Annotated in this window: 28 protein-coding genes, 1 tRNA gene and 1 pseudogene; 18 read left to right on the plus strand and 12 right to left on the minus strand. The window is 63.3% G+C overall.

Annotated elements, in window-relative coordinates; translation table 11 throughout:
- The 7 genes from sctS to ACTJKF_RS16775 all read left to right on the plus strand — a co-directional run bounded on the left by sctS (position 1) and on the right by ACTJKF_RS16775 (position 3,684).
- Entirely contained in the window at positions 1-261 is a 261-nt protein-coding gene (sctS, locus tag ACTJKF_RS16745) for a type III secretion system export apparatus subunit SctS (RefSeq protein ID WP_440624620.1), read from the plus strand.
- The gene (locus tag ACTJKF_RS16750; protein ID WP_440624621.1) at positions 201-1,232 is read left to right on the plus strand and encodes a hypothetical protein; all 1,032 of its coding nucleotides are present in this window, start codon (positions 201-203) and stop codon (positions 1,230-1,232) included. Before sctS ends, ACTJKF_RS16750 begins: the two co-directional genes overlap by 61 nt.
- 45 nt (positions 1,233-1,277) lie before the next feature.
- Positions 1,278-2,282, plus strand: a complete 1,005-nt coding sequence (gene hrpD5 / locus ACTJKF_RS16755) for an HrpD5 family protein (protein ID WP_440624622.1) — start codon at positions 1,278-1,280, stop codon at positions 2,280-2,282.
- A gap of 11 nt (positions 2,283-2,293) precedes the next feature.
- A complete protein-coding gene (locus tag ACTJKF_RS16760) occupies positions 2,294-2,527 on the plus strand; it encodes a hypothetical protein (protein WP_440624623.1) in 234 nt (77 codons plus the stop codon).
- A gap of 148 nt (positions 2,528-2,675) precedes the next feature.
- Positions 2,676-2,837: a hypothetical protein gene (locus ACTJKF_RS16765; protein ID WP_440624624.1), complete on the plus strand. Its 162-nt coding sequence runs from the start codon at positions 2,676-2,678 to the stop codon at positions 2,835-2,837.
- A 139-nt stretch (positions 2,838-2,976) separates the two neighbouring features.
- Positions 2,977-3,432 carry a CesT family type III secretion system chaperone gene (locus ACTJKF_RS16770; RefSeq protein ID WP_440624625.1) on the plus strand — a complete coding sequence of 152 codons (456 nt, stop codon included), beginning with the start codon at positions 2,977-2,979 and terminating at the stop codon, positions 3,430-3,432.
- A gap of 21 nt (positions 3,433-3,453) precedes the next feature.
- Positions 3,454-3,684, plus strand: coding sequence for a hypothetical protein (locus tag ACTJKF_RS16775; protein WP_440624626.1), 231 nt, complete (start codon positions 3,454-3,456; stop codon positions 3,682-3,684).
- 157 nt (positions 3,685-3,841) lie between these two features.
- Here ACTJKF_RS16775 and ACTJKF_RS16780 read toward each other — a convergent pair whose 3' ends face one another.
- A complete protein-coding gene (locus ACTJKF_RS16780; protein ID WP_440624627.1) occupies positions 3,842-4,681 on the minus strand; it encodes a response regulator transcription factor in 840 nt (279 codons plus the stop codon).
- Positions 4,682-5,157: 476 nt separating this feature from the next.
- Positions 5,158-7,410 carry a type III effector protein gene (locus ACTJKF_RS16785; protein WP_440624628.1) on the minus strand — a complete coding sequence of 751 codons (2,253 nt, stop codon included), beginning with the start codon at positions 7,408-7,410 and terminating at the stop codon, positions 5,158-5,160.
- A gap of 27 nt (positions 7,411-7,437) precedes the next feature.
- On the opposite strand from ACTJKF_RS16785, the gene ACTJKF_RS16790 reads away from it, so the two are divergent.
- Both ACTJKF_RS16790 and ACTJKF_RS16795 read left to right on the plus strand, forming a co-directional pair.
- On the plus strand, positions 7,438-7,902 hold the full coding sequence (locus tag ACTJKF_RS16790; RefSeq protein WP_440624662.1) for a lytic transglycosylase domain-containing protein: 465 nt from the start codon (positions 7,438-7,440) through the stop codon (positions 7,900-7,902).
- A 444-nt stretch (positions 7,903-8,346) separates the two neighbouring features.
- A complete protein-coding gene (locus ACTJKF_RS16795; RefSeq protein ID WP_440624629.1) occupies positions 8,347-9,708 on the plus strand; it encodes a sigma-70 family RNA polymerase sigma factor in 1,362 nt (453 codons plus the stop codon).
- A gap of 142 nt (positions 9,709-9,850) precedes the next feature.
- On the opposite strand, the gene ACTJKF_RS16800 is transcribed toward ACTJKF_RS16795, so the two are convergent.
- From ACTJKF_RS16800 to ACTJKF_RS16810, 3 genes are all read right to left on the minus strand, one after another.
- Positions 9,851-10,984 carry a hypothetical protein gene (locus ACTJKF_RS16800; protein WP_440624630.1) on the minus strand — a complete coding sequence of 378 codons (1,134 nt, stop codon included), beginning with the start codon at positions 10,982-10,984 and terminating at the stop codon, positions 9,851-9,853.
- A gap of 178 nt (positions 10,985-11,162) precedes the next feature.
- Complete coding sequence (locus ACTJKF_RS16805) at positions 11,163-12,572, minus strand: S8 family peptidase (RefSeq protein ID WP_440624631.1); 1,410 nt, start codon at positions 12,570-12,572, stop codon at positions 11,163-11,165.
- A gap of 66 nt (positions 12,573-12,638) precedes the next feature.
- The gene (locus tag ACTJKF_RS16810) at positions 12,639-13,409 is read right to left on the minus strand and encodes a TorF family putative porin (RefSeq protein ID WP_440624632.1); all 771 of its coding nucleotides are present in this window, start codon (positions 13,407-13,409) and stop codon (positions 12,639-12,641) included.
- Positions 13,410-13,445: 36 nt separating this feature from the next.
- Between ACTJKF_RS16810 and ACTJKF_RS16815 the strand changes: the two genes are divergently transcribed.
- Positions 13,446-13,625 (plus strand): hypothetical protein, encoded by a 180-nt coding sequence (locus ACTJKF_RS16815; RefSeq protein ID WP_440624633.1) that lies wholly within the window; start codon positions 13,446-13,448, stop codon positions 13,623-13,625.
- 582 nt (positions 13,626-14,207) lie between these two features.
- Here the strand turns inward: ACTJKF_RS16815 and ACTJKF_RS16820 are convergent.
- Both ACTJKF_RS16820 and ACTJKF_RS16825 read right to left on the minus strand, forming a co-directional pair.
- The gene (locus ACTJKF_RS16820; protein ID WP_440624634.1) at positions 14,208-14,801 is read right to left on the minus strand and encodes an RNA polymerase sigma factor; all 594 of its coding nucleotides are present in this window, start codon (positions 14,799-14,801) and stop codon (positions 14,208-14,210) included.
- Between the two features lie 86 nt (positions 14,802-14,887).
- Positions 14,888-15,670, minus strand: a complete 783-nt coding sequence (locus tag ACTJKF_RS16825; RefSeq protein WP_440624635.1) for a hypothetical protein — start codon at positions 15,668-15,670, stop codon at positions 14,888-14,890.
- A 787-nt stretch (positions 15,671-16,457) separates the two neighbouring features.
- Between ACTJKF_RS16825 and ACTJKF_RS16830 the strand changes: the two genes are divergently transcribed.
- From ACTJKF_RS16830 to ACTJKF_RS16845, 4 genes are all read left to right on the plus strand, one after another.
- Positions 16,458-16,976 carry an RrF2 family transcriptional regulator gene (locus ACTJKF_RS16830; RefSeq protein WP_440624636.1) on the plus strand — a complete coding sequence of 173 codons (519 nt, stop codon included), beginning with the start codon at positions 16,458-16,460 and terminating at the stop codon, positions 16,974-16,976.
- Between the two features lie 162 nt (positions 16,977-17,138).
- The gene (locus ACTJKF_RS16835; RefSeq protein ID WP_440624637.1) at positions 17,139-18,026 is read left to right on the plus strand and encodes a helix-turn-helix domain-containing protein; all 888 of its coding nucleotides are present in this window, start codon (positions 17,139-17,141) and stop codon (positions 18,024-18,026) included.
- Positions 18,026-18,418 (plus strand): hypothetical protein, encoded by a 393-nt coding sequence (locus ACTJKF_RS16840; RefSeq protein ID WP_440624638.1) that lies wholly within the window; start codon positions 18,026-18,028, stop codon positions 18,416-18,418. The genes ACTJKF_RS16835 and ACTJKF_RS16840 overlap by 1 nt, the downstream gene beginning before the upstream one ends.
- A gap of 8 nt (positions 18,419-18,426) precedes the next feature.
- A complete protein-coding gene (locus ACTJKF_RS16845; protein WP_440624639.1) occupies positions 18,427-18,609 on the plus strand; it encodes a hypothetical protein in 183 nt (60 codons plus the stop codon).
- A gap of 63 nt (positions 18,610-18,672) precedes the next feature.
- On the opposite strand, the gene ACTJKF_RS16850 is transcribed toward ACTJKF_RS16845, so the two are convergent.
- The 3 genes from ACTJKF_RS16850 to ACTJKF_RS16860 all read right to left on the minus strand — a co-directional run bounded on the left by ACTJKF_RS16850 (position 18,673) and on the right by ACTJKF_RS16860 (position 20,596).
- A complete protein-coding gene (locus ACTJKF_RS16850; RefSeq protein WP_440624640.1) occupies positions 18,673-19,248 on the minus strand; it encodes a hemerythrin domain-containing protein in 576 nt (191 codons plus the stop codon).
- Positions 19,232-19,570, minus strand: a complete 339-nt coding sequence (locus tag ACTJKF_RS16855) for a carboxymuconolactone decarboxylase family protein (protein WP_440624641.1) — start codon at positions 19,568-19,570, stop codon at positions 19,232-19,234. The genes ACTJKF_RS16850 and ACTJKF_RS16855 overlap by 17 nt, the downstream gene beginning before the upstream one ends.
- A 318-nt stretch (positions 19,571-19,888) precedes the next feature.
- Positions 19,889-20,596: a succinate dehydrogenase iron-sulfur subunit gene (locus ACTJKF_RS16860; protein WP_440624642.1), complete on the minus strand. Its 708-nt coding sequence runs from the start codon at positions 20,594-20,596 to the stop codon at positions 19,889-19,891.
- Positions 20,597-21,102: 506 nt separating this feature from the next.
- Here ACTJKF_RS16860 and ACTJKF_RS16865 point away from each other — a divergent pair.
- From ACTJKF_RS16865 to ACTJKF_RS16875, 3 genes and pseudogenes are all read left to right on the plus strand, one after another.
- Positions 21,103-22,161, plus strand: coding sequence for an NAD(P)/FAD-dependent oxidoreductase (locus tag ACTJKF_RS16865; RefSeq protein WP_440624643.1), 1,059 nt, complete (start codon positions 21,103-21,105; stop codon positions 22,159-22,161).
- 33 nt (positions 22,162-22,194) lie between these two features.
- Positions 22,195-22,438: pseudogene (locus tag ACTJKF_RS16870) on the plus strand (transposase); the annotation flags it as partial.
- Positions 22,439-22,493: 55 nt separating this feature from the next.
- Positions 22,494-22,709 (plus strand): hypothetical protein, encoded by a 216-nt coding sequence (locus ACTJKF_RS16875; RefSeq protein WP_440624644.1) that lies wholly within the window; start codon positions 22,494-22,496, stop codon positions 22,707-22,709.
- A 231-nt stretch (positions 22,710-22,940) separates the two neighbouring features.
- On the opposite strand, the gene ACTJKF_RS16880 is transcribed toward ACTJKF_RS16875, so the two are convergent.
- Positions 22,941-23,017 (minus strand) — tRNA-Pro (locus ACTJKF_RS16880).
- 157 nt (positions 23,018-23,174) lie between these two features.
- Positions 23,175-23,888: a class I SAM-dependent methyltransferase gene (locus ACTJKF_RS16885; protein WP_440624645.1), complete on the minus strand. Its 714-nt coding sequence runs from the start codon at positions 23,886-23,888 to the stop codon at positions 23,175-23,177.
- Positions 23,889-23,966: 78 nt separating this feature from the next.
- Between ACTJKF_RS16885 and ACTJKF_RS16890 the strand changes: the two genes are divergently transcribed.
- Positions 23,967-24,680, plus strand: coding sequence for a tyrosine-protein phosphatase (locus ACTJKF_RS16890; protein ID WP_440624646.1), 714 nt, complete (start codon positions 23,967-23,969; stop codon positions 24,678-24,680).
- Positions 24,681-24,692: the final 12 nt, after the last annotated feature.

A 24,692-nucleotide genomic window follows, 5' to 3' on the forward strand; every position in this document is an offset into this window, starting at 1 on the left:
TTGGAATACGACGCGATAACCCATCTCACCACGCAGGCGCTCACGCTGTGCCTGATGGTGTCGTTGCCGCCGGTGGCGGTGGCCGCGGCGACCGGCCTGTTGATTGCCTTTTTTCAGGCGGTTACGTCGCTGCAGGACTCCAGCATTTCGCAGAGCGTGAAGCTCGTCGTCGTCACGGTCGTCATCGTGATTGCCGCGCCGTGGGGCGCGGCCGCGATCCAGAACTTCGCTCGAACACTCATGCAGGTGATGTTTCCATGAGCATCCCACGTATCGGCACCGGCTACACGCCGCCCGACCTCTTCACCGAAGCCGAGGCAGACGCGGCGCAACAGCAGGCCGTGCCGGCCACGCAGCCGCATCGCCGCCATGCGCTCTCACGCGCGAAACGGCAATCGCTGAAGAAGCGGCGCAGCGCCGAGAGCCCTGACGCGAACGATCCTGCCGCCGAAAGCGAAGAACTGCTGATGATGCTCGATCAGCATCTGCGAAAGGATCAAACCGGTGTGTTCAAGGTCGACGCGCGCGATTCGCGCGGCAGCCAGCACGGCTTCGATCATGACGATCATCGCGCCAGCCCGGAGACGGCAGGCCAGCGCTCGACTCACGACGACCGTCGGAACCTGCCCGCGCGCGAGTTGCCGATGCGTCTCGTGATGCGCGATGCACGCGATGAATCGGTCCTGTCGAAGCACTGGCGCACAAACGCGAACGATGGCGGCAACGGCTCGGCGTTCACGTCGGGCGCACGCGCCGAAGCGGCGCTGCTCCGCATGCGTGCGGCGCGGACCGGGCGAACCGGAAGGATGACAGCCAGGCCGGCAGCGACCGCGAACGTGTCCCCGCTGCGAACCGCATCGACGCAAAGGACGCCGGCGCATGCGAATGCGCCGGATCATGCCGATCCGGAAACCATGCGTGACAGTTCGACCTATCAGGTGCTCGCGATCGTCCGGGAGTTTATGCGGATGCCCGACGACTCACGAACGTCGCGGGCGACGCTGGCCCAGGTGCGCGAGCGCCTCGTCGCCGCAGCCACGCGAAGCGGGCGCGACACGCAGGCGACGAATGTCCTCGGCGCGGCGCGGCGACCGCTTTCGCCGGCGGAGGAGTCGATGAACCTGCTGTTGCCTATCGCGCTGCTCAACCTCGGTCGCAGCCGCACGCGCGCCGGCCGCGCGATGGGCATGTCCGCGCTTGCTGCCCTGATCCGCCGCGGCCGCGGATGGTGACGGCGGGCGCCATCCCGTCAATCTCACAGACAAGGGGTTTCGTTCATGTCCAAAGAAATTCGCGTACTCACCGGCTTCCATGCCGGTGCCCAGATAGAGTTGAGTACAACAACGATGTCGATCGGAGCACAGGCCGATGCGGATATCGTGATCAACGACTGGAGCGAAGGCACCATGCAACTGGCAACCGATGCTAAGGATAACATGACGATCGGCATACCCGGCGATCCGTCGTCCGCAACCGCGATGGAAGACTTCGTGGCGCGGCGTTTCGGCGATGTGGTGCTGTGCGCGGGTCCGCTCGACGCGCCCTGGCCGTCCGACCTGCAATTGATGGAGCGGATGCTCACCCCGCATCACGAAGGCCGCAAGTACGACGGCGAGCAGAGCGATGGCGTGTTTCCCGCCGCCCCGCCCTCGCCCGTCGTGATGATGCGCCGGCGCCGCGCGCCGTGGGTCCGTGCGAGTGTCGCCGCCCTGCTGGTCGGCTCGATGGGCGCGGCGGCCGTGGTCCTGCCCGCCGGCAGGACCTCACAGGCAGCGGGCCGGTCTCAAGCGAGGGCTACGCTCGCCGACGTTCAGCAGGCGCTCGCGCAGTTGCATCAGCCGGACCTGACGGTGGCGCAGCAGGCCGACGGCTTCGTCGTGACGGGCATCGCATCGAATGCGGCGGACGCTCGCACCGCCCTTCAGGCACTTGCGGGCAAGCGCGTCAGCTGGAACGTGAAGCCCGGCGACGAGATTGCGGGTGCACTCGCGGAATCGCTGCACGAGCCGAACGTGCAGGTACGCTACGTCGGCGCGCGGCACTTCGAGGTCAGCGGCACGGCACGCCGGCCCGCCACGGTGCGCGACGTGGTCGAGCGCTTTCGCGCCGACATCGGTCCGCTAGTCGCGGGCATCGACGTGAACGTGACGCGCACCGACGATCTGGGCGTGGCAGGCGACGTGGACTCGGCGCTCTCGGCGGACGGCGTGAAATACGTTGAATCCAGCGACGGTACGAAGAACTTCGTTGCCGACATGCCCGGCAACGCCACCATTCATTGAGGATGACGAACATGTACGATGCGATGACCGACAAACTGATCGACGTGCTGGCTGACCTGCCGCAAGCAGCGACGCAGCGCCATCGCCACGGCGAAGTGCGCGAGGTGGCGGAGGCGCTGGACACAGTGGCCGGCACCGTGGCCTCGCAATCGACCGACACGGCAAGCGCCGAAGCACAGGCAGGACGTGTCGCTGCCGACGGATTTCGCGCTGCGGCTGAACTGTGCCGCATCGCAACGGAGTAGTACCACCTGCGTCGCTGCTCACGCAGCCGGTGTGCATCGACGCAGGCGAACCGTGCGCAACCCGAAAAGGACCGCACACTTTCCAGTGGTCCGCATGACGCGGAACACGTCCACGCAGCACCACGTTCTATCTTTCAGGAGATTCAACATGCCCGGTAAAATCACCCCGCCGACCGATGCAGCCGCAACTGGCAACTCGATCTCGGAGATCTATAAGGCAATGGCCGAAGAAAATGCGATCAACAAGGCCAACACGACCGCGAAGCTGGCGACGATGGGCCTGAAGGCCGCGAAGGATATCGTCGGCTAAGCGCTCCGGCGCGCCATCCGGCCGCGCATGGTGCGCCGGTTGGAAGCCGTTCGCGGTTTCCAACCGGTTTCTTTTTTTAACGCCTGCGTGGGCCACCCGTGTGGCGGACAGACGCTCGTGAAACGATCCGGCCATAGCAATGAGCATCGAACGACGTGATGAACTGATCCGTGAAATCTGCGCGCTTCGCGACGTGCCCGCTCCGGACGCCGTTCTCGAACGCGGCGTACTGGAGATCGACGGCTTCGACGCCGCGATCGATCACTTCGAGGAAGACCAGGACGCACTGTATGTCACGTTCCAGTTTGGCATCGTCACGGCGGGGCGCACGTTGCGCGTGTTTCGCCTGCTGCTCGAGGCGAACCTCGCTGTCTATGCGCAGGACCAGGCGCAACTCGGCCTGGAGACCGACACCGGTGGCATCGTGCTGATCGCGCGCGTGGCGTTGAACGACGAGATCACGGGCCAATGGATGCTGGAGCTGATCGAGCACTATGTCGAGCACGGCCGCTACTGGCGCGACAACATCTTCGTGGCACGCGACGATCTTTTCGAGAACCTCGCGCGCGGCGACTATGTGTGGATTCGCGCCTGAACCCCTTATTTGGAGAATCAGATGACATCACGCGTCGGCAATCACGGCAGTACGACGGATCATCCGTCGACTCACGAGGCAGGAACCACCAGCAAGGACAAGAGCAAGGGCACGAACGGGGACCCGGGCGGGAGTCAGGCCGATCTGGATGCGGCGATCCAGGCGTTCGGCAGCCAGGTCATGATGCAAATCTTTCAGGACCAGCAGGAACGTCGCGCGGAAGAACGAGAGGAAGATCCGGACAGCGCGTGAGCGACGCGAACGCGATCGGCTGGCCGCATGCGTCGGCCACGCAGCCGATGCATGCGGCTCGCCGGGCGAACGTTGTCCCGGCGAGCCGCAGTTGTCATGCTCCGTCCGACGCGCTGTTTCATGCCGCTGACCTACCCCGCTCTATCAGGCCGCTCCGTTACGCCATCGTGGGTGCGAGCGTCATCCGCGTGGCGCCGCGCGGATAGTCCGCTTCACGCCTGCCGCTCCGGTCGGGCGAGTCCGGCAGCGTGGCGAAGCTCGGCCCGGCGCCAGCATCGAATTCCGCTTGCGCCGCCTGAGCGACATCGAGCTTGTAGCCGAGCGCATACACGGTTTTCAGACTCAGCTCCGAGGTGCGCGACAGGTCCAGCTTCTTGCGCAACTTGTAGATGTGCTGCTCGAGCGTGCGCGCGGCAATCTGCTCGGTGGCGCCCCAGATGCTCGCCGCAATCTGCGCGCGACTGAAGAATTTGCCGGGATTCGAGAAGAATAGCCAGGCGATCGCGAACTCGCGCGCGGTCAGCGCGATTTCGACACCGTCGATCGTCGCGCGGCCGGTGTCCTTTTGCAGCAGATAGCGCCCAATCTGGATCTCATGTGTCGTGGTGTTGCAGATGCTCCGTTGCAACGCAAGGTGCGTGCGAAAACGGATCTGCTCCATGTCGTAGCGATTGGCGACGTCGGTCGCGCCGGTGTCGATCCAGCGCAACAGGCTCGTCCAGCTCGACTGGTTCGTCAGCACGATGAGCGGCGTGCAGATGTCGGCATTGCAACTGCGCCACGACAGCAAGGCGCTCGTCGCTGTCGGCTCGGTCTTCGAATCGATCAACACCAGGTCGTAGCGATTCGCGCGCATCGCGCGCAACAGGTCGAGCTCACATGAGAACGACTCGACAACGATGCCATCTCCGGCGAATGATTCTTCAAGATTGTGTCGAAGCACCCGATCGTCGGTCGCGATTGCAAAGAGCAGGTCATTATTCACGGCGGTTCGCATCCAGATAAGTGATAATCCTTTCCATTACTGGCCGGCCCCCCTCCTGCGAAGCCGGCGACTATCCCCGATACAGCTTGTTGTCCTCTCACTCGCGATATGTTGTCCGTCGTGCTGCGGCGGATCGCGGCAGCAGCGCACCGAAAGGCGCGCTTCGTTGCGCGATCGTCGTTGACGTTATCGAATGAGATCTCTCTGTCCGTTAGTGCATCGGGAGGGCACGATGGATGCGCGTCGCATATTTATTTTGTTGCGCAGTGCACAATCGATGTTGCGCGAGGCAGCGCTTCTTCTTTCAATTTTCAGCTATCGAATGCCATCGGGCGACAAACGTCGATGAACCACGCGACGTGGCAGCGTGCACGTGGCAAACTGCCCTGCGCGGCATGTGAAGGATTCGTGTCGGACTTTTGACGATCAGCTTACGGATGCGGGCGCGTGAGCCCACGCATGCATGACGCGTCGTGGGCGCGATCGCATTAACGCATGTCGACGCGACGGGTGAAGCGGTTGATCGCCGCGAGATACAGATCCGGGTCGGCGTGATAACCCATGCCGGGCGGGCCGCTCGGCTGCGGAGGCGCCGTTTCGATGTCGCCGGCCGCCGAGCGCCTCGTGCCGTCGTAGTCGCTCAACGCGAGCTTGAGTCGCACGAGGCCCGGCGACTTGAAACCGATCCCCTTCATGCGCCCCATCAGCCCCTTGCGCGGATTCGCCGGATAGTCGAGCGTAACGGCGACGCCTCGCAACTTCGCGTAGTCGTATTCGAGCGTGCCGCCCTTGACTGCATGCCGCAACTGCGCGGTGTTGGGCAATTTCGGATCGAGCAACACGAGCGGCGGCTGCTTCTGCAACCTCACGCGGCTTTGTAGCGCCGCGGCGAAGAGTTGTGCAGTCGCGCCCCCCATTGACGCACCCGCAATGTGTTCGAACTCGACCCGATAACCTTCGCGTTGGGCGTGATCGATCTTTTGCGCGATGATCTCCGCCGCGTCGCGCGCTGCGCCGAACACCTTGCCGACGCCGCCTGTCCCGGTGACAAGCGCCTGCCTCACGTCGCGCCAGTTCTCCACGCCGCCGAAAAACACGCGCAGCTTCACGCAGCGCGTGCCGTCCGCCGCAGTGAAGCGCCGTTCCTCGAACTGGAGATGCGTGACGTTCGCCGCATCCACGAGTTTCTCCTTCTGCTCGGCCGTGAGTGCCGTGAACAGCCACGCGTTGCGGATGTTGGTCTCATTGAAGTGCGCGGAGACCAGTTCGATGCGCGGCGGACTCACCTGCGTGTGCTTTGCGAAGTGCTCGGCGAATACCTGTGAACTGCCGCCCTCCGTCATCCTTGCCGCGACGGATTCGATTGAAAAGCGCTGTCCGTCCTCACGATGCCCGGGCGCCGTGAGTTCGGCCATCAGTTCGGCGAGCGCTTCCACGGCCTTGTAATTGGCCGAATCCGGCTGCGACGCAAGGGGCTCGGCGCCATAGTCCACGGAGGGCTTGAAGTGCAACTGCAACAGGTTCTGCGTCTCGCCGTTCCTGCCTCGCTGCCGACGCTCGGTCATGAAGCAGCCGGCCCGATTGGCGGCGGCGACAAGTTGCGCCCGACGTCCGGGCGGCAAGCCGCTGCCGAACTGCAGCTGTCCGATCGAAGCGGCGTCGGGCATGGGTGGTCCCTGATAGACCGCGCCGCGCAGAATGCGCGCAACGGCGCCCCGTTGCATATTGCGCATATATTCGTCCGAATGCGCGGGCCCGAGGCCGAGTGCTTCGGTGATGGACGAGAGCTGCTCGTCGCCGAGGTTGTAGGTCGACATCAGCACGTTGTCCATACCATCGATCTTCGGCCCCGACGGCAACGCGCGAACGGATCCCGGCTTCGCTGCACGCACCTGGGCGGTGGCGGATTCGCTCGTGGATCGCGGCGTCTCGTCGGCGGCGGCGCCGGGCGATGCCGCGCGCGTCGATGCTGGCGCCCGCGTTTGCGGCTGCGAGGACAGATCCGCATCGACGCCACCTTGCGTTCGCATCGACGGCGATCCGCGCGATGGCGAGCGCCTGTCGATCGTGCTGCCGCTACTGCTCAACGAACGTTCGTGCGGCGCGCGATCCGATTGCAGGCGCGCCATGTGTGCGGTCGTTTCGGTCGTGGGGCGTTCGCGGTGCATCAGCTCGCCGAGCGTCGTGCGCGGCGTCACTTCCTCGATTTCGCCGCCAGCGCTCCAGCGTTGCAATCGCTCGACCGGTGCGCGCAACGCACGTCGGTCACCGGCCGCGGCCGGTTCACGCGATGGCGAGGGTGATGAAGAGCGCGCGCCGAACGTGATCAACGCGGAGTCGGTTGAACGAACGCGCGCGCGACGACCTGCGTTGTCGCGATGTGTCGCTGTCTCGGGCGTCGAGCCAGGACCGGATATCGAGCGTGCGTCGATCGTTGAACGGGTTTTCATGGCGCCTCCTCTGCGCGACAGACGGTCAAGCGAACGGTCGCGGTCGCGCGGCACGATGCGCCCCGCATCGCTTGAGCACGTATTGAACATTGCTCTCGGGCACGTCCGCCGAGGCCCGGCGAAAACTTGGGCGCCTGCGCGAACCATGCAAGGTGCCGCGTACCGCCGTGCGACACGATTCGTTCGCGCCTTCATTTTTTCGGGCCGGCCACGCACGGTCATGCGCGCGACGAGCACAATCGCGCCGTCCAGCAGGATTCGCAGGAGTTCGTCATGCAGCACGGCATTCATCGTTCACCGTTCGCCATCGCCGTCAGCATGGCCATCGGGCTCGTGATGCAATCCGCGCGCGCCGATTGCTTCGACGACGCCGCAGCCTATCAGCACGTCAATCCACTGATTCTGCGGGCCATCGCGTGGCAGGAGTCGCGCAACCGCCCCAATGCGACACACCTCAATGCAAACGGCTCGCTCGATTACGGCCTCATGCAGATCAACTCGATTCATCTGCGGGAGCTTGCGCACTATCACATCGACCGCAATGCGCTGATGCACCCGTGCAAGAACGTGTATATCGCTGCGTGGCATCTGCGCGGGAAGATGGAAAGGTACGGCAATACATGGGCTGCGGTCGGCGCTTATCACTCGGAGACACCGGCCGAGCGTGATCTTTACGCGCGGCATATTGCGGCCATCGTGAGGCAATGGCGCGATATGCCGACCCCGTTGCCGAATGCAGCGCCGACTTCATCACCGGATCCGGCACGGATCGTCAAAAAATGAATGCGTCGTGAAATGCTCGACCGGGGCCACGCGGCGCCCGTCGACCGGGATGTTCCATGGCTGATGGGCTCGCTCTCCCGCCGGATGTTTTGCCGCAACCGTCCTATCGCGCACACCTATTGCCCGCAATATCGACACGACGCAACATGCCCGGTGTGCTCAATACCGTCTACCCGCCAATTAAGCGAATCATTCATCACTGAGTCACATCGTTCCCGATAAATGGGACAAGACGCCGCCGCTCCCAATCGTCGCGCGATTCAATAATTTTTGCGCTGCCAGACAGGTATGCTTGTAGCCGGGCAACGGTTTGAGGCACGGCCCACGCATCCCTCGTCGGCCGCCTGGCTTGGCCGATCCGCGCCTCGCTTGCCCGTGTGACCTGACGTGCCGCCGGCCTCGAGTTCGGTGTGCGAGTAATGAGGAAGACCGTAAGGGAAGCAAATGGTGGCAAATCCTGCCGACGAGACGCGCATTTTCTGGTCGAGTTCAGCCGACCGTCCCGCGCCCGCAGTCATCAAGCGCCATGGAGCACAGGCGCTGCAACAACCGCATCGGATCGAGGACACGTCGCCGGCAGTCGTGTTCATCGATTGCATGGGCACCGACGCGTGCGCCGAGATCGAGAAACTAAGGATCGAGAACGGCGATGAACACTATCTGATTCCCATGCTGCGCGAGTTCTCCGCCGAGCGTGTCGTCTCGCTCATCGCACGCGGCGCCAATGACGCCGTGCATGACGAAGCACTGCTCGACGCCGAACCGGTCATCGCGCGTGCCCGCGCGCAGACGAGGCTGCTGTCGTTCGCACGCGGCGGCGTCGCCGAGTTCTCCGCGTTGCAGAGTCATTCGGACGGCATGGTGTCGCCCGTTTTCTTCAAGGACGCGAACGGCCTCTACACCGGATGCAATCGGGTCTTCGAGCACTTTCTGGGCATCGAGCGGGCCAGCATTCTCGGCAAAACCGTCTACGACGTCGCGCCTTCCGACCTCGCACTCACCTATCACAAGGCAGACCTGGATCTGGTGTTCGACGGCGGCGTCCAGACCTACACGGCCGGCGTGCGCAACGGGGCCGACGTCGTGCGCATGGTCCGCTTTTACAAAGGCGTCGTCTACGACCCATTCGGCCGCATCACCGGCATCGTCGGTGCGATGCACGACATCGGCGACCTGCGCGGCCACGAGACCGCACGTCATGAAATCGACGAGGTCACGCGCCACGTCTCCGCCAACCCTGGCACGCGCGAGGACTTCGCGTCGTCTGTCGATCACGACAGGCCATTGCTCGATCGCGTGGCGGTCGGCGACGCCTCCGCCCTCGCCGCCCTGTACCGGCTCTACCATCGGCGTCTCGCGCGCTTCCTGGCCCGGCTTACGTGGAAAAACGAGGTGATCGAAGAAATCATCAACGACACCTTCATGGTGATCTGGCGGCGGGCCGGCGACTTCCGCGGCGAGGCCCGCGTCTCGACGTGGATCCTCGGCATTGCGTATCGCACGGCGCTGCGCGCGTTGCGCGATCTGCGCCGCTCGGAATGCGAGCCGCTCGATGTCGACCATATCGATAAGATGGCCCAGTACTGGCATGATCATGAGCTGTCCGATCTGTTGTCGAAGGCGCTCGATCTGCTGCCGGTCGAGCAGCGTCTGGTGATGACGCTGGCCTATGTGCTCGGACACTCCGCCGGAGAAATCGCGGAGATCACCGGGTGCCCGGTGACCACGGTCAAGGCGCGCATGCACCGGGCACGCGGCAAGCTGCGCGAGACGCTGGCCGTGCTCGAACAGGCGAAGTGCGTTTGAAAGTGCTTCCAAGCGTTCTGAGGTACGCGTCAGGCACACCTGCGTGCGTTGCGCCGTAGCGTTCGGGGCGGCTCGTGGCGCCGACATGGCGCGCATGAAGTGCGCCGCCCCCGCCCGCGATGTTGCCGCCAGATTCCGCCGCTCAACGCCACAGTTTTCGCGGCAGCTGGACGATACGGCCGAGCATCCTCGTGATACCGCCGCGGCGGGCTCGGTGAGCCGGCGCCGCTGTTGCTGCCGTCGCGGCAGAAGACGGGGACGATGCGCTTTCGCCCGGCTGCTCGCGGTGTGCCGCCGGCCGATCGGGCGTCGGCGCACCGGCCACGCGTTGATTGACCTGCTTGCCCTCATCGTCGTCCCGGTCGACAGGCAACCTGCCGAATTCCTGAAGCACCTGGTTTTCTCTGATCTTCGCCAGGATCTCGAACAGCTCCGGGTCTGTCGTGCGGTGCCGTGGGCCGCCCTTTTCCTGTGCCGATGCGAATGTCGTGTCACGGACATCCGGGTGCCAGCTCACGCTGCGCCCACTGTCGCGTCGGGCCGCGTCCGGCTTGCGCACGGTACTTTTCAGCATGGCTGGAGCCGCTGGGCCGGACGACCCCGCTGCGCTGGCGCCGACATCGATGCGGCCGCTACGCAGATCCACTTCGATCAGATCGTCGTCATCCACGCGAGCCGCCGCGATGTCTTGAGCTTGCATCCCGGCGGGTAAGTCCGAAGCGTGCTGAAAGGCGCGCTCTTCATCAAACAACTGAAGCAGCGTCTTTCGCGGCGCGCGCCCTGCGACCGCCAGCGGCAGTTCGAACAGATCGTCGTGGGCGTCGATCACCGGATGATCCGCAGCGTGCTCAGTCGCGTTCGTTTGCACTTGCGCAGCACCGCCACTCGCGTCCAACGGCGGCGCAGGCGGGGCCCGCCCCGTCAAGACCACGGCCGTTGTTGCAGTCCGGGCGCGAGTCGGCTTTGCCACGCCGACGGGTGGTTCATCGACTTGCCGACGCCGATGATTGATCCACCGGACCGCGTCCGCGACAGGATCCTCCTTCGCCACGACCGTCGCTGGCGCGGGCAAACGGTTCGCAACCGGCGCTGACGCGCCCCGGCGCGTCGGAGGACGCGAGCCGCCGATCGACTTCAACTGCGACAGCATCGCGTTCGCCGACCCGGAAAAGCGCGACTTGGTCCGTGACCGACCGACATTGCCGGTCGCCGGCCCGGACGCGTGACGATCGGCAAGCTCGGTCGCGAGCGTGCCGGCTGTGCGTTGTGCGCGCATGACGTGGGGCTCCATTGGAACGTCGGGAACGTCGGCGAGCCATCGCGTGTCGTTCGCTGGAATCGAACACGAGGCTTTCGGCTTGACTGGAGACAGCATGCGCCGACACCGGCGCGGGGTCTGGCCGACCATGCGAACCCGATCGTCCCGCAGCGAAAGCGGCAACGGCACTCGCCTGTCAGAACGCCCGGTCGGCGCACGGATGATGAAGCGCGGTGATCGCACGGCATGCATTGATCACGCGCGCATGCTGCCGGCTCGGGCCGCTCGTCTGGTCGAGCAGCGTCTGGATGGAATGCGCGTCGAGGTTCGGCTGCAAGCCGAGAAGCAACGCGATCGTGCCGGTCACATTCGCCGTCGCGAACGACGAGCCCGAAACGAAATCGTAGTGGCCACCCGGCGTGAGCGTGAGAATGTCGCGGCCAGGCGCATAAACCACGTTAGAACCCGCCACGGATGGCGCGCTGCCTGCCGCGCGCGCCGAATCGACCGCAATCACGCCCGGCACGCCGACCGGAAATGCCTTCAGATCGCCATCCGGCAGTACTGCTCCGACCACGATCACCCCTTTTTTCACGGACAGCTCGATCAGTTCTTTCAACAACGGATCGGCGGGGCCGCCCAAACTCAGGTTGATGATCTGCGCATGCGCTTCGAGCGCCGCCTGCACCGCCTCGGCCAGCGTGAACGAGTTGCAGACCGAGTGTCCGGTGTGATTGTCCCGCTGCCAGCATGCCTTGACCGCAATCAGCTTCGCATGCGGCGCGACGCCTTCGATGCCGCCTGGCTTGTCGTCCGCCGTGGCCGCGCGATCGGCTGCAATGACGCCGGCCACCGCCGTGCCGTGCAGATCGCGATTGAATTGCCTCCAGTCCTGGTCGACGAAATTGCGCGTCGCGACAATGCGGCCGTGCAAATCGGGATGGGTCGTATCAACGCCCGTGTCGATCACCGCCACGCGCACCGAATCGCCACGCGCGACTTTTTGCGCGGCGTCCGCGCCGATTTCGCGAAAGCCCTGCTGCAGGTCGGCGTAACCGCTGTCGCGCGGTGCGTCGCCGAGCAGATCGAAAGTCTGCAACGGTTGCGCGAGCCGTACGCGCGGATCGACGGCGAGCCGCGCGAGCACCTCGCTGCGGCGCGCGCCGTCGGCGATTTCGAGCATCGCGCAATGCACTTTCAGCGACGGGATCGGCCATGCCGATACCTCTCTCAATCCATATTGCTTCGCGATCGCGGCAACCTGAGCCCGGGCGCTGCCGCCCGCCGAATAGCCGCCCGGCGCGCCATAGCCGCCCGCCGTCGTGCCCGCGCGCAGCATCAGCGTTTCCGGCGGATTCCTGACCGCCAGCACGATCATCCGCTCGGGGCGCGCTTTCATCTGCTGGGTGGCGGCAACCGGGTCCGGCGTGGCGGGCACGAGCGCGCATCCGGACATGACCAGGGCCGCGCCCAACAGCAGCCGATGCGCGAGCCAGCGCACCAGTCGGCCCGCTCCGACCGCGCGTGCCTTGCCGCGGTCGTTGCCATGCCGCGCCGGAGCGGAACTGGCGAGCTCATTGAAATGCCGGCGCTGCGTGGGCTTCATGACAATCCGACTCAACATTGGGACAGCCGTAGGTGCGCGTGCGCGCAAGAAAAGTTGCCGCGCAACTCAGAAATGCCAGATCGCATCGGCAATCCACCGATTCGACGCGCCCGGGCCAAGCGTCGTCTTCGCCTCGCTGTTCGTCGCGATATACGACAGATCGAACTGCCACGCATTGAACTGCCAGGTCAACCCGACGTTGCCGTATACATAACCGATGCCGATCACTGAATGCAGATCGTAGTAGCCGATCCCCGCCGTCGCGGTCCAGCCGTGGACGAGCGGCAGGCGGCCCACCAGATCGTAGGAAATCGCGCGCGCGCTCGGCGACGGGCCAAACCCGGTATTCGGCGACAGCGCAACTGACGCGAACACCGAATCGCGCCAGCCCGCCGTCAGCACCAGTTCGTCGTAATTGAAACGGACTGCCGACGGCACGCGGGTGAATTGATAGTGCGACAGCATGGCTTGCGCGGTCCAGTCGCCCGACACGCGCCAGCCGTAGCCGGCGTTGGCGACGAATTCCACGCCCGTGGTCGGCGACGCGCCCCATCTGATCGTGGATGCCGACGCGCCCGCAAAGAGACCGTTGCCGGGATACCAGTTCCCCGCGAAACTCGCGGACGGCTGGTGATAGCTGATGTCCATGCCACGCGTGACCTTGTCGGAAGCGATACCCGCCTCGAATTGCCAGTCTTCGCTCGCCGCCAGCGCGAGCCGCGGCGCAGCCATGGACCACGAGGCAAGTAGTGCGAACGACGCATACCATCGGATGCGGCGCGCTGACGGGCGCGCCGCGCCGGCGCAAAGCGCGATTGAACCAAACCTCGACGCCATCTTGTCGTGCAGGAATCCGGGTGGGATGGAAAAGCAATGGCATTATTCAAGCCATCCGGCGAGCCCGAGGCGCGCGAGCGCGACGACGGGGCTGCGCCGATCTTAACCGATAAACCCGAACGCAAAAAAATCGACAAGGAATTGTCAGGGACCGCTGGCGCCCTCCCCGACCGGCTCCGCGAAGCGCACGCCGGATGCGGCACGCAATACGCGTAGCTGCTTTGCGACGTCGCCCGCAGCAACCTGCGTGAGCGGCGCCAGCGAGTAGACGCCGTTTTCGCTCGGGCCGCCGACGATCTGCAGGTGTAGCTGCACCAGTAGCGCCTGCAGTCGGCCGACGGGCATGGCGGGATCGGCGACGAGCCGGATCGTCGCGGGAGCGGCGCCCGCATCGGCCTCGGACAGGGTGCGGTAGTTTGCCGGCGCGNCTGAAGCCCAGCGTCGCCAGCGCGCCCGTCTCCAGCAGCGCGACGGCCGCGAGACCGCACGCGATCGCCGTCATGCGGCCGCGCCAGGGTGCTTTCGACGAGGTGCCGGTGCGAAGGGCCGGCTGCGCCGCTTCGTCAAAACGCTCCCACAAATGATCGAGACCGCGTTCGACGTCGGGGCCGGCCGCCTCGCGCGACGCCATCGCCGCGCACAGCTTGCGCTGCGACGCGAGTTCGGCCTGGCATTGCTCGCAATCGCGCACGTGCGCGTCGACCAGCTTGCGTTCGGCATCGGACGCCCGGCCGTTGACGATCCACGGCAACAGTTCCCAGACATGCAGATGAACGAGTTCGCTCTCGGGTGGATTGCTCATCGAGCGCTCCCATCAACGCCGGCAAGCGCCGGCAGCAGATTGCGCAGCTTGACCCGCGCATGAAACATTCTGGCCTTCACGGTACTGACAGGGCTTTCGGTTATCTCCGCAATCTCTTCGAGCGAGTGGCCCATCACATAGGCCAGCTCCATCACGATGCGTTGCTCCGGGGACAGCCTGGTCAGCCCCTTGGTCACCCAGTCGATCGTTTCGTGTTCGGCGAACGGCTCGACGCATGGCCCGTCGTAGTCGTGCTGCTGTTCCGCCGGCAAGCCACCCTGGCGTAGCGCTTTCAACGTGACGCGGTACGCAATGCCCATGAGCCACGTCGACACGCGTGATTGGCCGCGAAACTCGCCCGCTTTTTGCCAGACGACCATGAAAGTGTCGTTGATGACCTCTTCGATCACGTCGTCGCGCCGGGTGAAGCGACCGAGAAAACGGACCAGCCGCCGGTGATACGCGCGATAGAGCGCGGCCAGCGCAGACTTGTCTGCCGCCGAGATGCGCTGCAGCAATGCGGCATCCTCCGCGTCGACGCTGCGCGCGGCATGACAGACGTTGCCTGAAAGTATCGGTTCTGGTGACATATCGCCGGAATCGCAATCCGCCAGATTGTGTGGATGACCGTAAGTGTCGCCACCGGCAAGAGAAGTTGCGAACGACGCAAAAAATTCTAGGCGCGCCGCGGACGCTCGAGGCTTCCGCGTTCGGCGGCTTCGTCTCGTGGCGACCCGACATTACGATATGCTTTCGCACGCACCCCGCAAGGCGATGCAAAAGCCGCGCCGTCACGCCCGCACATTTCGAAGTACGGCATGCCGGGCGGATGGGTGTCGACGATCTGGAACGCACCGGTACTATTGAAAACGATCTCGTGTGCGATAAGACTGACCTGCACCGAGCCGTCCGTGTAATGGATGGCGGATTCGCCGGTGAGTCCAGGCACGCGCCACGCGGCGAGATTCGCGCGCGCCATCGCCTTGATGATTTCGGCCCGCGCCTGTTCGATAGTCGACGGCGACGGGCTGATCTTGCCCAGTTCGTGGCGCAGGCGATGCAGCCGCTCGCGCGTAAGCGGTGTGCGCATCATCTTCGGGCGATCCATCGCAGGTTGCTTGCCCTGCGCGCCCGTTGACTTCAATTCCTCGAAGCCATGACCTGACTTCGTCCGGGGACGCGCCGGCATTCTCATGATCTTTGCAGCGCCGGTTGTCGACAATGCGAGATCAGGAAGCGTCTGGACGCCGCTTTCCGCCGATATTTTCGACATGGTGACTTGTTCGGTTTCGACAGGAGGCGCATACCGTACGCGAAGAGTCGAGCCGCACGGCGTCGGATAACGAAGCTCCGACTCCGAAACCGAAGGGTCGGCGCCAAGCCGCCGACGATCCTCGTTTGCGCGGCGAGGTCGCGGAATCGCGATAAAGCGCGAAATCCCGATGGCTGCCGTCGACACGACGACATCCCGCCTATCGGACATCGCGCTACACAGGCAACGCTGCGAATGCACTTGCAGGCGGATCGCGCATGCGACGCCACCCGAACACGCGCCCGGTATCGCAAGCTCCACGTGACGCGGGATCGAGAACCACCGAAATCCGCGTCCCGTCATCGCACCGGCCCCTATTCAACCGCGGTCGCCCAGCTCATCACGGAAAAGGAGTGACGATCAGCACGTCGTAATGCGCGGCCCCGTCACGAAGCGCATTAACGACGAGACGTATGGTTATCCAATAAATTTTCCGAAAGACCTGGTACATGTCGGCATTGCTCATGCATAGGTGACACTGAGAAGTCCTACCGAGGACCTATCCGAGATTTCGTGTGCCAGGCTTACGATGAGCGTTAAAGTCCGTCGATATGCCGATGAAGAAGAGCAAACGATCACGTCCCAAGCTCGTCCCGAGTCATTTCGCCGCACGGTGGTGAACGAGTCCGTCGATAGCGCCGAATTTCGTCACCCATAGACGCGCGATCTCCCGTTACCGATTCACCACGACAATGCCTGCGAGGCTGATGGATCAAGCATCACAGGGCTGAATGCCGCCCAGCAATCGCCAAAATGAGCAGCGCAACCGAAGCCACACGAGACGCACCACCCCGGACGCGAGCCAGATCAGCTTCGTTGAGGACAGGGATTTAATAATGTACTGTGAATGCATGTTATTTGTTCCCAGGTAAGGACCACTGGCCCGCGCGAGCGAATCTTGGCCGCCCGGGCTGCCTGGGGGGATGGAACGGCCATGCACCTGACTGTCTACACCGACTACTCGCTTCGGGTAATGATGTATCTCGCTTTGAGGTATCCGGACGGTAGCGTTGCAACCATCGACGAAATTGCGAAAGCCTACCGGATCTCGCGCAATCATCTTACGAAGATCGTCCACGAGTTGAGCCTGTCCGGGCTTATCGAGACGACACGTGGCCGGGCCGGTGGCGCTCGCCTGGTGCGCGCACCCGAGCACATCTCGCTCGGCGAGATCGTGCGTTTTGCCGAGAAGGATTTCACTGTCGTTCGATGCCATGACATAACCGCCCCGCATGACTGCGCGATCTTCCCAGCGTGCAATCTCCGGCACCGGTTGTATCGGGCAATGAATGCCTTTCTTCGTGAACTCGACACGATGACATTGCAGGAGGCCATAGCAGCGCCCACCGCAACGGGATCTGCACTGGATTTGGCTACCCATCACGAGCGGGTGCCTGTGGCCGTGTCGCGGCCGACTGGCCGTACAAGTCACCGTTCAGGAATCCGAAAGTGAAAATGCATCTGCCGCACCTGTCGTCGTCCGAGTCTCCGGCGTCGGAACTGCCCGTCCTGAGACTCGGCGTCCGGCCGTTCTACCTGGGAGGCGCGCTGTTCGGCGTGCTTGCCATGGTCACCCGACGCTCCCTTACGCCCCAGTGATCAGGAGAAAACGATCATGCGAAATCCAGAGGACGTCCTTCCCGATCGCTCCCGGCAATATATCTTCGACGTGTTCGGCACTGCAGAGCGCTTCAGCGGCCACGAAAGGCAATCGACAGACGCCGCCTGCAAGCACTGTGCGATGGCAGGACTGTGCACCGTCAGTGCGATCGACACCTCAGCCCTGGAGCAACTCGACAATGCGGTGCGGTGTATCCGCGCCGTGCGTCGTGGGCATGCTCTGTATCGTCCAGGTGACAGCTTCAGGAGCATCTATGCGGTCCGCGCCGGTTCGTTCAAGACCGTCGTCATGCATCGCGACGGGCGCGAACAAGTCACAGGCTTTGGCATCGTGGGCGACACGCTTGGCATCGACGGCATTGCCCGTGGAAGTCACAGCTGCGAGGCGATCGCGTTGGAAGACAGCTCGGTGTGCGTCATGCCATTCGATCTGCTCGAGATGCTGTGCCGGGAAGTAACCGCGATCCAGCGTCACGTACACCAGATGCTGGGCGCCGAAATCGTGCGCGAATCCGCCCTCATGATGCTGCTTGGCACCACGACGGCCGAAGAGCGCGTGGCCACTTTTCTCGCCGACCTGTCGCGGCGCTGGCAGACGCGCGGGTACTCCGCAGCAGCATTCACGCTGAAGATGACGCGCGAGGAAATTGGCAGCTACCTAGGGTTGAAGCTCGAGACGGTCAGCCGGATGTTGTCGAAATTGCAGCGGCGCCGGCTGATCGACGTGCATGGCAAGGATCTCCGCATTCTCGATATTGACGGGTTGCAGCGTCTGGCGACCGACGTTGGCTTTTCTCCATTCGAGATTCGACGGGACACTGATAGCCACGCAATGGTCGCGCTCGAGACTCGCTTTTCAGAAAGTCGGCCTGGAGGACATTGATGGAAACCCCCTTTGACGTCGAAGGTGCCGTGTCCCGGCGACTTGACCGCGTTGACGACCATTCGGCTCCGGGAGCACAACCTTCAACCCGCACTGCACCGGGAAGTGGTGCGTCATTCCCTTGCATCGCGAATATTCCGGCGTTGACGCCGCATGAGATCGCCACGCTCATGCTCGTCGCTCATCGCTCCGAGCAGGTCAGCACCGAATGGCGCGACCTGCTGTCATTGTTGAACCACCATCTGGTATGGATCGACAAGTGTCTCAAGTGCCAGGGCAAACCTCGCGTGACACCATTGGGCGAGAATCTCGTTGGCCGACTTCGTCAGACGACGAGCCGGGCACCGAAAGATGCTTCGTCAAACCTCGATCCCAATCGCGACCATCATTGAGGCCTATCATGCAAATTTCTTATGAAGCAGAGCGCGCGGCCGGTCAGCGCGCCGATCACCTCGAGGCGCTGATCGACGAGGCTGGGGCGGAAAGCTTTCCGGCAAGCGATCCTCCTGCCGTCCACCCGGAACCCCGGCCAGTCACGACGACTGTGACGACCGTTATCGACTCGGCAGAAGATCCGTCATAGATCGCTTGTTGAAGGCGGGATCAGTCCAGTTGGCGACTGACCTGCCTTCACATCTCGGGCTCTCTACAGGTCGTCTTCCCGGCATCCGCAATTGGCTTCGTTGGCAATCACGCGGTGCAATTGTACGAAGCGTTCATGTACCGGCGTTTGAAAAAGCGGGTCTGCCGACCGATGTGGGCTTGCCTGCAGAATTGAGGACCAGTCGTCGGAATCCAGATCACGCGTCGCGACGGGAAACATCGTGAGTTCCTCGAGCGCCATGTTATGCCGCAGCCGCTCCGCATACAGCCGGATACGAAATTCCAGCAGCTCTCCGGACATATTTTCATCGCGTATCATCGATTCGAGATCCTGAATCAACTCGTGGCCCTGACGGGCCAGCGTTGCGTGCTGCGCCGACAGTTCACTTCCCAATTCGTGGGGCAACACCTTCTTCTCGAGCAGCTTGCCGACAATGCGGTCCTTCAGCGCATGGTGGTTCACGTCGGGAAACCGCGTCAGGTAATAGAGCGCATCCACAAGCAGTGCGGCGTTCGCTGCCGCCGGTGCATTGCGCAGCATCGATTGGCGTTCGAGCAGTCGCACGAGTCGGTCCAAGCGTCGGTGTTCGGCGCTCAGGTTGTCAATGATGCTCGCCATGCTGCGCCTCGTCCTTCATCACGTCGAGCGCCAGGGCCGAATGCGCATAGGCTGCACCCGCGCGCATCTCGGCCGCGACCCAGATCGCTTCCATGATCTCGTTCTCCGATGCCCCGGCCTTCAAGGCCTCCTTTGTGTGACCGCGTATGCAATACGGACACTGCGTCACGTGCGCGACGGCCACGGCGATCAATTGCTTCGTCTTCACCGGCAGTGCGCCGTCCGCGAAAACGCTGTTGCTGAAAGCCCTGAATGCCGCGAGCGATTCGGGGGCAAGTTCCCTGCGTCGTCTGGCGAGTTCCGCGCCAGGCTGCGGATACATTGAGTTTTCCATCATTCACCCTCTGCAAAAACACAGACGTTCGGGGCGACATCGACGTCCTCAATCAGGGCCAACGTGTCGCTGCTCACGCCGCCAGAAATGCGTTCCAAGGACAGCCCGCGCTCACGCCTGCCGGGTTGTGGAACCTGTTCGCAACCATCTCTTGAATTCCAGATACGCAACGATGAAGCGGTGCCGGTACGGATGCGAGCGCGCGTAATGCCCCCTTGGCGAGAACCGCACGACGGACGTCGATCAATTCCCCCTGTGTTGCCCGTGGCATTGCCATCGCGGCCTCCTTACGTCGACTTGCGGCACTCAGATCGTCCGGCGCGCAAGCATGGTCCGAATCTCGGAGATTGCCTTGGCCGGATTCAGCCCTTTGGGGCAGACGTCCGTGCAGTTCAATATCGTCCGACACCGGAAAAGACGGTACGGGTCATCAAGATTGTCAAGCCGCTCTCCCGTGCCCTCGTCGCGGGAATCGACCAGAAAGCGATAGGCTTGCAGAAGCCCGGCAGGACCGACATATTTATCCGGATTCCACCAGTACGACGGGCACGCGCTGGAACAACACGCGCACAAGATGCACTCGTAGAGACCGTCAAGCTGATCGCGTTCCTCGGGTGACTGACGCCTTTCCCGCTCGGGCGGGGGGGTGTCGTTGATCAGGTATGGCTTGATCGAGTGGTACTGCTTGAAGAACGCGGTCATGTCCACGATCAGGTCGCGAACGACCGGCAACCCGGGCAGCGGCCGCAGGACCGTATGGCGAGGAAGGTCGTTGAGGTTGGTGATGCAGGCAAGCCCGTTCTTGCGGTTGATGTTCATCGCATCCGAGCCGCACACGCCTTCACGGCACGAACGCCGAAAGCTTAGCGTTTCGTCCTGTGCCTTGAGCCGGACAAGGACATCCAGCAGCATCCGGTCATTGGTGGTTATCTCGATCTCGAACGTTTGCATGTACGGCTTTGCATCGCGGTCAGGATCGTAGCGGAAAATTTCGAAGATTCTTGTGTCACTCACGATGTTCCTCCTCTGTGGAACGAATCTCGTATCGAGCGAGCGTTGTGCCTGACAGAACTCCCCGATGCCGCTCGTGGTCGCGTATCCCGAGCGCAGAATTGGAGCACCTGCGGGCTCCAGTCATTGTTTGTGGCGGTCGGACACGTCGATACCGCAAGCCATGGCCGTTGTGCCCCAAACCCGGGCAATTCACAAATAGGCGTTGATCGCATCCCGCCCAAGCTGCTGCAATCGAATCACTTCATGGGCCATCAGCTCTCACCCTATCGAGATGGCATCGAGCGAGTTTTGCTCCAGGTCAAGACACATGATTTATGTCACATCATGATATAACCAAGTGGCCACCACGTTGGCGAGAAACAGACCACACCGTTCTCGTGCCCATGCTTGCGCGTTCGTATGTGAATCCATCCAGCCGTGTCGGTGCGCCGCAACGAAGTCGTTGCGAGTGCTGCACTCACCCGGCATGGGAAACGCGGCAGGCATGATATCGATGGGGAATACGCATGACATCTTCGGAAACATTGCCGATCTCGAATCCTCTGCGAACCGATGTGCTAATCATCGGCGCAGGACCGGTGGGCCTGTTCGCCGCGTTCGAGGCGGGCGTTCTTGGGCTCTCGTGCCGGATTGTCGATGGGATCGACCGCCCGGGCGGCCAATGCATCGAGCTTTACCCAGACAAGCCGATCTACGATATCCCTGCGATTCCTTCGTGCACCGCACGAGAACTCGTCAATCGGCTCGTCGAACAATGCCGCCCATTCGATCCCCCGATGCATCTCGGCGAGCGCATCGAGAAGCTCGAACCACTCGAGGGCGGCCGCTGGCTTGCCAGCACCGACAAGGGGCGTCTGTTCGACGCTGCCGCGATCCTGATTGCCGCAGGCAACGGCGCATTCGTGCCGCAGCGGCTGGCCCTCGACGAGGCGGCGCTTCTCGAGGGGCGTTGCGTCCATTACGGCATTTCCGATATGCACGCCTTTACCGGAAAAAGCGTCGTGGTTGCGGGTGGGGGCGACTCCGCGCTCGACTGGGCGCTCGCGCTGCGCTCGGCCGCGAGGCATGTCACGCTCGTTCATCGGCGCAGCGGCTTCAGCGCGACGGACTCGAGCGTCGCCCGACTACATCAAGCGGTAGCGGCAGGCGAGATGGATTTCGTGGTTGGCACGATTGCCGGACTGAATGCACCCGGGGGAATGCTGAAATCGATCGAGATTCGTCAGACCGACGACTCGGTGCGCATCGATGCCGATCAATTGCTCGTGCTGTACGGACTCGTCGCGGCTCTCGGCTCCATCGCCAACTGGGGGATCGCTGTTCAGGCTGGACGGATCGCCGTCGATACGTCGTACTATGAAAGCTCACGACCTGGCATATTCGCAGCAGGCGACATCGCAGGCTACCCGAACAAGCAGCGGCTAATCTTATCCGGGTTTCATGAGGCTGCGCTTGCGCTGCGCAAAGCATACATGTATGCGTTCCCCGACAAGAAGCGTGTGCACGTGCATTCGAGCTACGACGCAAAGCTCGCCGAGCGCGTGTCGAGCGTTCACCCGGGTTGATGCACCTAGCACGTCACCGCGCTTTACCGATATGCCAGTGTCGATCGTTCTTCGGTTCGCACGATGCTGGCGGGAAAAAACCGGTCCGAACCCGACGGACCGGTGCAAGCCTCACCTCATCGTCGACGCGCAAGGCATCCCGCTCGCGGTCATCGTGACTGCCGCGAATTGCAACGACATCACGCAACGCGATGCGTTGATCAAGGCGATTCCTCCCATTAGAGGAAAACGCGGACGCCCTCTGCGCAAACCGAAAATTGTTCAGGGCGACCGGGGCTAATCCAGAAGTTCGCACACGATCATTGCGGCGCCGGCGCCCTCCTGGAGTGCGGATGGAACAATTCGTGGAAATGATTCGTGGTCGGTTGGATTGGCAAGCTCAATGCCTGCTGACGCTTGCCGCAGCTGAGAATCAGTTCGAGCGCCTCGAGGAACGGAGCTTCGAATTCATTTTCTGGATCCATTTAGATGCGACCGCCGACGGCGATCACAATAAACGTGGCAACCCGGTCGGTCGCCTTTCAATTGAGACAGAAAGGCGGGAGTGACGTGTGACCAGCTTTACGCCGGTGGCACAGCGAGGTCAGCAATGCTGTGTGGTTGTGCGAGGTCGGGCGAAGTCGCCACAACCGGTATTCCGATCCGGACGCCGCATAGCTCGGTGGAAGTTCCGCGCCGCTCCCGCGAGAACCACTCATCGTGTGGGGGCAAATGTGGGGGCAAAATCCGCCCCAAATGGAAAAGGACTTACGGCTTTCACCGTAAGTCCTTGATTTTCCTGGTCGGGGCGAGAGGATTTGAACCTCCGACCACCTGCACCCCATGCAGGTACGCTACCAGGCTGCGCTACGCCCCGAAAGAAGAAAATTATAACAGACAGTTAGCCGATTTAGAACGGGTCGCATGCATTTTGTGAATATTCCCCGCCAAATTTTTCAGCGTGGCGTGGCCGAGTCGCTACCGGCAGCGCATGCCACCGCGTCCGCACGTCAACCGTGCGACCGCCTCGTGCATCACCGGATGCGCGCGACACAGATCACCGTCAGGCCCGCAACCCGGTTGAACCGGAACATCGGCAACTCGGCCCGGCAGATCAGCTTGAGCAGCCCGTTGACGACCGGATGATGGCGGCGCAATTGCGAGGCCGGCTCGCGCGGTTGCCGACGCGCCCGCTCGCCCAGTCGCAACGCCGCCGCGAGCGGAAACGTGAAGCCGAAGTAGTAAGCGCTGCGCTCGATCTCGAGACCCGCGCGACGCGCGACGTCCTCGAGGCCCTCGAGCGTATACCTGCGCTTGTGCTCGAGAAAATCGTCATGCGCGCTCCACAGGAACTGAAACGCGGGCACCGTGATCAGGAACCGACTGCCCTGCGGCGCGCCCGCGACATATCGGGCAAGCAGCCCGACATCGTCATCGACGTGCTCGAGCACGTCCATCAGCAACACGAGATCGGCATCGAACCGTTCGACGGCCCGGCGAAAGTGGACGGGCTTGCCGGCCGCCTCCCCATCGGTATCGTCGGCGTAGCTCGTATCGACGCACCATGCTTCCGTCGCCTGCGTGCGCTCGAGCAGATGCCTGGAGAAGAAACCGGAGCCCGCGCCGACGTCGAGTATCCGGTTCGGGTCCGATGTGCCCAGGAACCGGCGGATCGCGCTCGCCTTCGACGCGTAGTACCAGTGATCGCCGACATCCGCTCCCAATACGTCGAGTTCCTTCAGATCCATGACGCCTCCCCCGTGTCGGCCACCATGCATTGATCTTTACAGCCACTGATGCCGATCTTACCGCGCTGCGGCCGCCGAATGTACGGCGACACGCACGGATCGCACCGGCAACCCGCACACGTCCTGATCGAAAAGGACGATGGCCGTTTCGCTGCGGATCGCTACCGTGCGCTTACCCGGCGCGAACTCGACACGCCCGGTGCATCGTCCGGCTGCATGCCGATCGACACGGCACCGCTGCGCTTTGCCGCGCCGCGCGGAAACACCGCCAGCGGTTTCGGTCGCCAACGCGGTCGCGACCTCCTGCAAACCGTCTCCGACCAAGGTCCGTGCATGAACCAGACACACGCAATTCCCCGTCGACATTTTCTCCTGCTGGGCGCCGGCACGCTAGGCATCGCGTTGGGCAGCGCGTCGCTGCTGTCCGCCTGCGGCGGCGACGCGATCTCGGTCGCGCCCGTCACGACGCCCCGGCTCGCTTCGGCAGCGAACTTTCGTGACACCGCGGGGCCGGACGGAACGGGCTACGCCACGACGAGCGGCGCAGCGATGAAAAAAGGCGCGCTCTACCGGTCGTCCGCGCTCGCGCTGTCCGCAGCCGACCTCGCAACGATCGACACGCTCGGCATCACGCAGGTCCGCGATCTGCGCACGACAGCCGAAATCCATACGCAGCCGGACGTACCGCTGGCCGGCGCCACCCGGCAGAACCTCAACGTGCTCGGCGTGGCCAATCTCGCCCCGCCTCCGACCAGCGGCGCGGCTGCCGTGGCCTTCACCAGGCGACCCTGAATGCGATCCGGC

Origin of the sequence: Burkholderia sp. 22313 (assembly GCF_052045245.1) — a bacterium.
Taxonomy (GTDB): domain Bacteria; phylum Pseudomonadota; class Gammaproteobacteria; order Burkholderiales; family Burkholderiaceae; genus Burkholderia.

Excerpts from the sequence above, each read along its gene's own strand:
- hrpD5 (WP_440624622.1), top strand. The coding sequence starts at position 1,278 with ATGTCCAAAGAAATTCGCGTACTCACCGGCTTCCATGCCGGTGCCCAG.
- ACTJKF_RS16760 (WP_440624623.1), top strand. The coding sequence starts at position 2,294 with ATGTACGATGCGATGACCGACAAACTGATCGACGTGCTGGCTGACCTG.
- ACTJKF_RS16765 (WP_440624624.1), top strand. The coding sequence starts at position 2,676 with ATGCCCGGTAAAATCACCCCGCCGACCGATGCAGCCGCAACTGGCAAC.
- ACTJKF_RS16770 (WP_440624625.1), top strand. The coding sequence starts at position 2,977 with ATGAGCATCGAACGACGTGATGAACTGATCCGTGAAATCTGCGCGCTT.
- ACTJKF_RS16775 (WP_440624626.1), top strand. The coding sequence starts at position 3,454 with ATGACATCACGCGTCGGCAATCACGGCAGTACGACGGATCATCCGTCG.
- ACTJKF_RS16780 (WP_440624627.1), bottom strand. The coding sequence starts at position 4,681 with ATGCGAACCGCCGTGAATAATGACCTGCTCTTTGCAATCGCGACCGAC.
- ACTJKF_RS16785 (WP_440624628.1), bottom strand. The coding sequence starts at position 7,410 with ATGAATGCCGTGCTGCATGACGAACTCCTGCGAATCCTGCTGGACGGC.
- ACTJKF_RS16790 (WP_440624662.1), top strand. The coding sequence starts at position 7,438 with ATGGCCATCGGGCTCGTGATGCAATCCGCGCGCGCCGATTGCTTCGAC.
- ACTJKF_RS16795 (WP_440624629.1), top strand. The coding sequence starts at position 8,347 with ATGGTGGCAAATCCTGCCGACGAGACGCGCATTTTCTGGTCGAGTTCA.
- ACTJKF_RS16800 (WP_440624630.1), bottom strand. The coding sequence starts at position 10,984 with ATGCGCGCACAACGCACAGCCGGCACGCTCGCGACCGAGCTTGCCGAT.
- ACTJKF_RS16805 (WP_440624631.1), bottom strand. The coding sequence starts at position 12,572 with ATGAAGCCCACGCAGCGCCGGCATTTCAATGAGCTCGCCAGTTCCGCT.
- ACTJKF_RS16810 (WP_440624632.1), bottom strand. The coding sequence starts at position 13,409 with ATGGCGTCGAGGTTTGGTTCAATCGCGCTTTGCGCCGGCGCGGCGCGC.
- ACTJKF_RS16815 (WP_440624633.1), top strand. The coding sequence starts at position 13,446 with ATGGCATTATTCAAGCCATCCGGCGAGCCCGAGGCGCGCGAGCGCGAC.
- ACTJKF_RS16820 (WP_440624634.1), bottom strand. The coding sequence starts at position 14,801 with ATGTCACCAGAACCGATACTTTCAGGCAACGTCTGTCATGCCGCGCGC.
- ACTJKF_RS16830 (WP_440624636.1), top strand. The coding sequence starts at position 16,458 with ATGCACCTGACTGTCTACACCGACTACTCGCTTCGGGTAATGATGTAT.
- ACTJKF_RS16835 (WP_440624637.1), top strand. The coding sequence starts at position 17,139 with ATGCGAAATCCAGAGGACGTCCTTCCCGATCGCTCCCGGCAATATATC.
- ACTJKF_RS16840 (WP_440624638.1), top strand. The coding sequence starts at position 18,026 with ATGGAAACCCCCTTTGACGTCGAAGGTGCCGTGTCCCGGCGACTTGAC.
- ACTJKF_RS16845 (WP_440624639.1), top strand. The coding sequence starts at position 18,427 with ATGCAAATTTCTTATGAAGCAGAGCGCGCGGCCGGTCAGCGCGCCGAT.
- ACTJKF_RS16850 (WP_440624640.1), bottom strand. The coding sequence starts at position 19,248 with ATGGCGAGCATCATTGACAACCTGAGCGCCGAACACCGACGCTTGGAC.
- ACTJKF_RS16855 (WP_440624641.1), bottom strand. The coding sequence starts at position 19,570 with ATGTATCCGCAGCCTGGCGCGGAACTCGCCAGACGACGCAGGGAACTT.
- ACTJKF_RS16865 (WP_440624643.1), top strand. The coding sequence starts at position 21,103 with ATGACATCTTCGGAAACATTGCCGATCTCGAATCCTCTGCGAACCGAT.
- ACTJKF_RS16875 (WP_440624644.1), top strand. The coding sequence starts at position 22,494 with ATGGAACAATTCGTGGAAATGATTCGTGGTCGGTTGGATTGGCAAGCT.
- ACTJKF_RS16885 (WP_440624645.1), bottom strand. The coding sequence starts at position 23,888 with ATGGATCTGAAGGAACTCGACGTATTGGGAGCGGATGTCGGCGATCAC.
- ACTJKF_RS16890 (WP_440624646.1), top strand. The coding sequence starts at position 23,967 with ATGTACGGCGACACGCACGGATCGCACCGGCAACCCGCACACGTCCTG.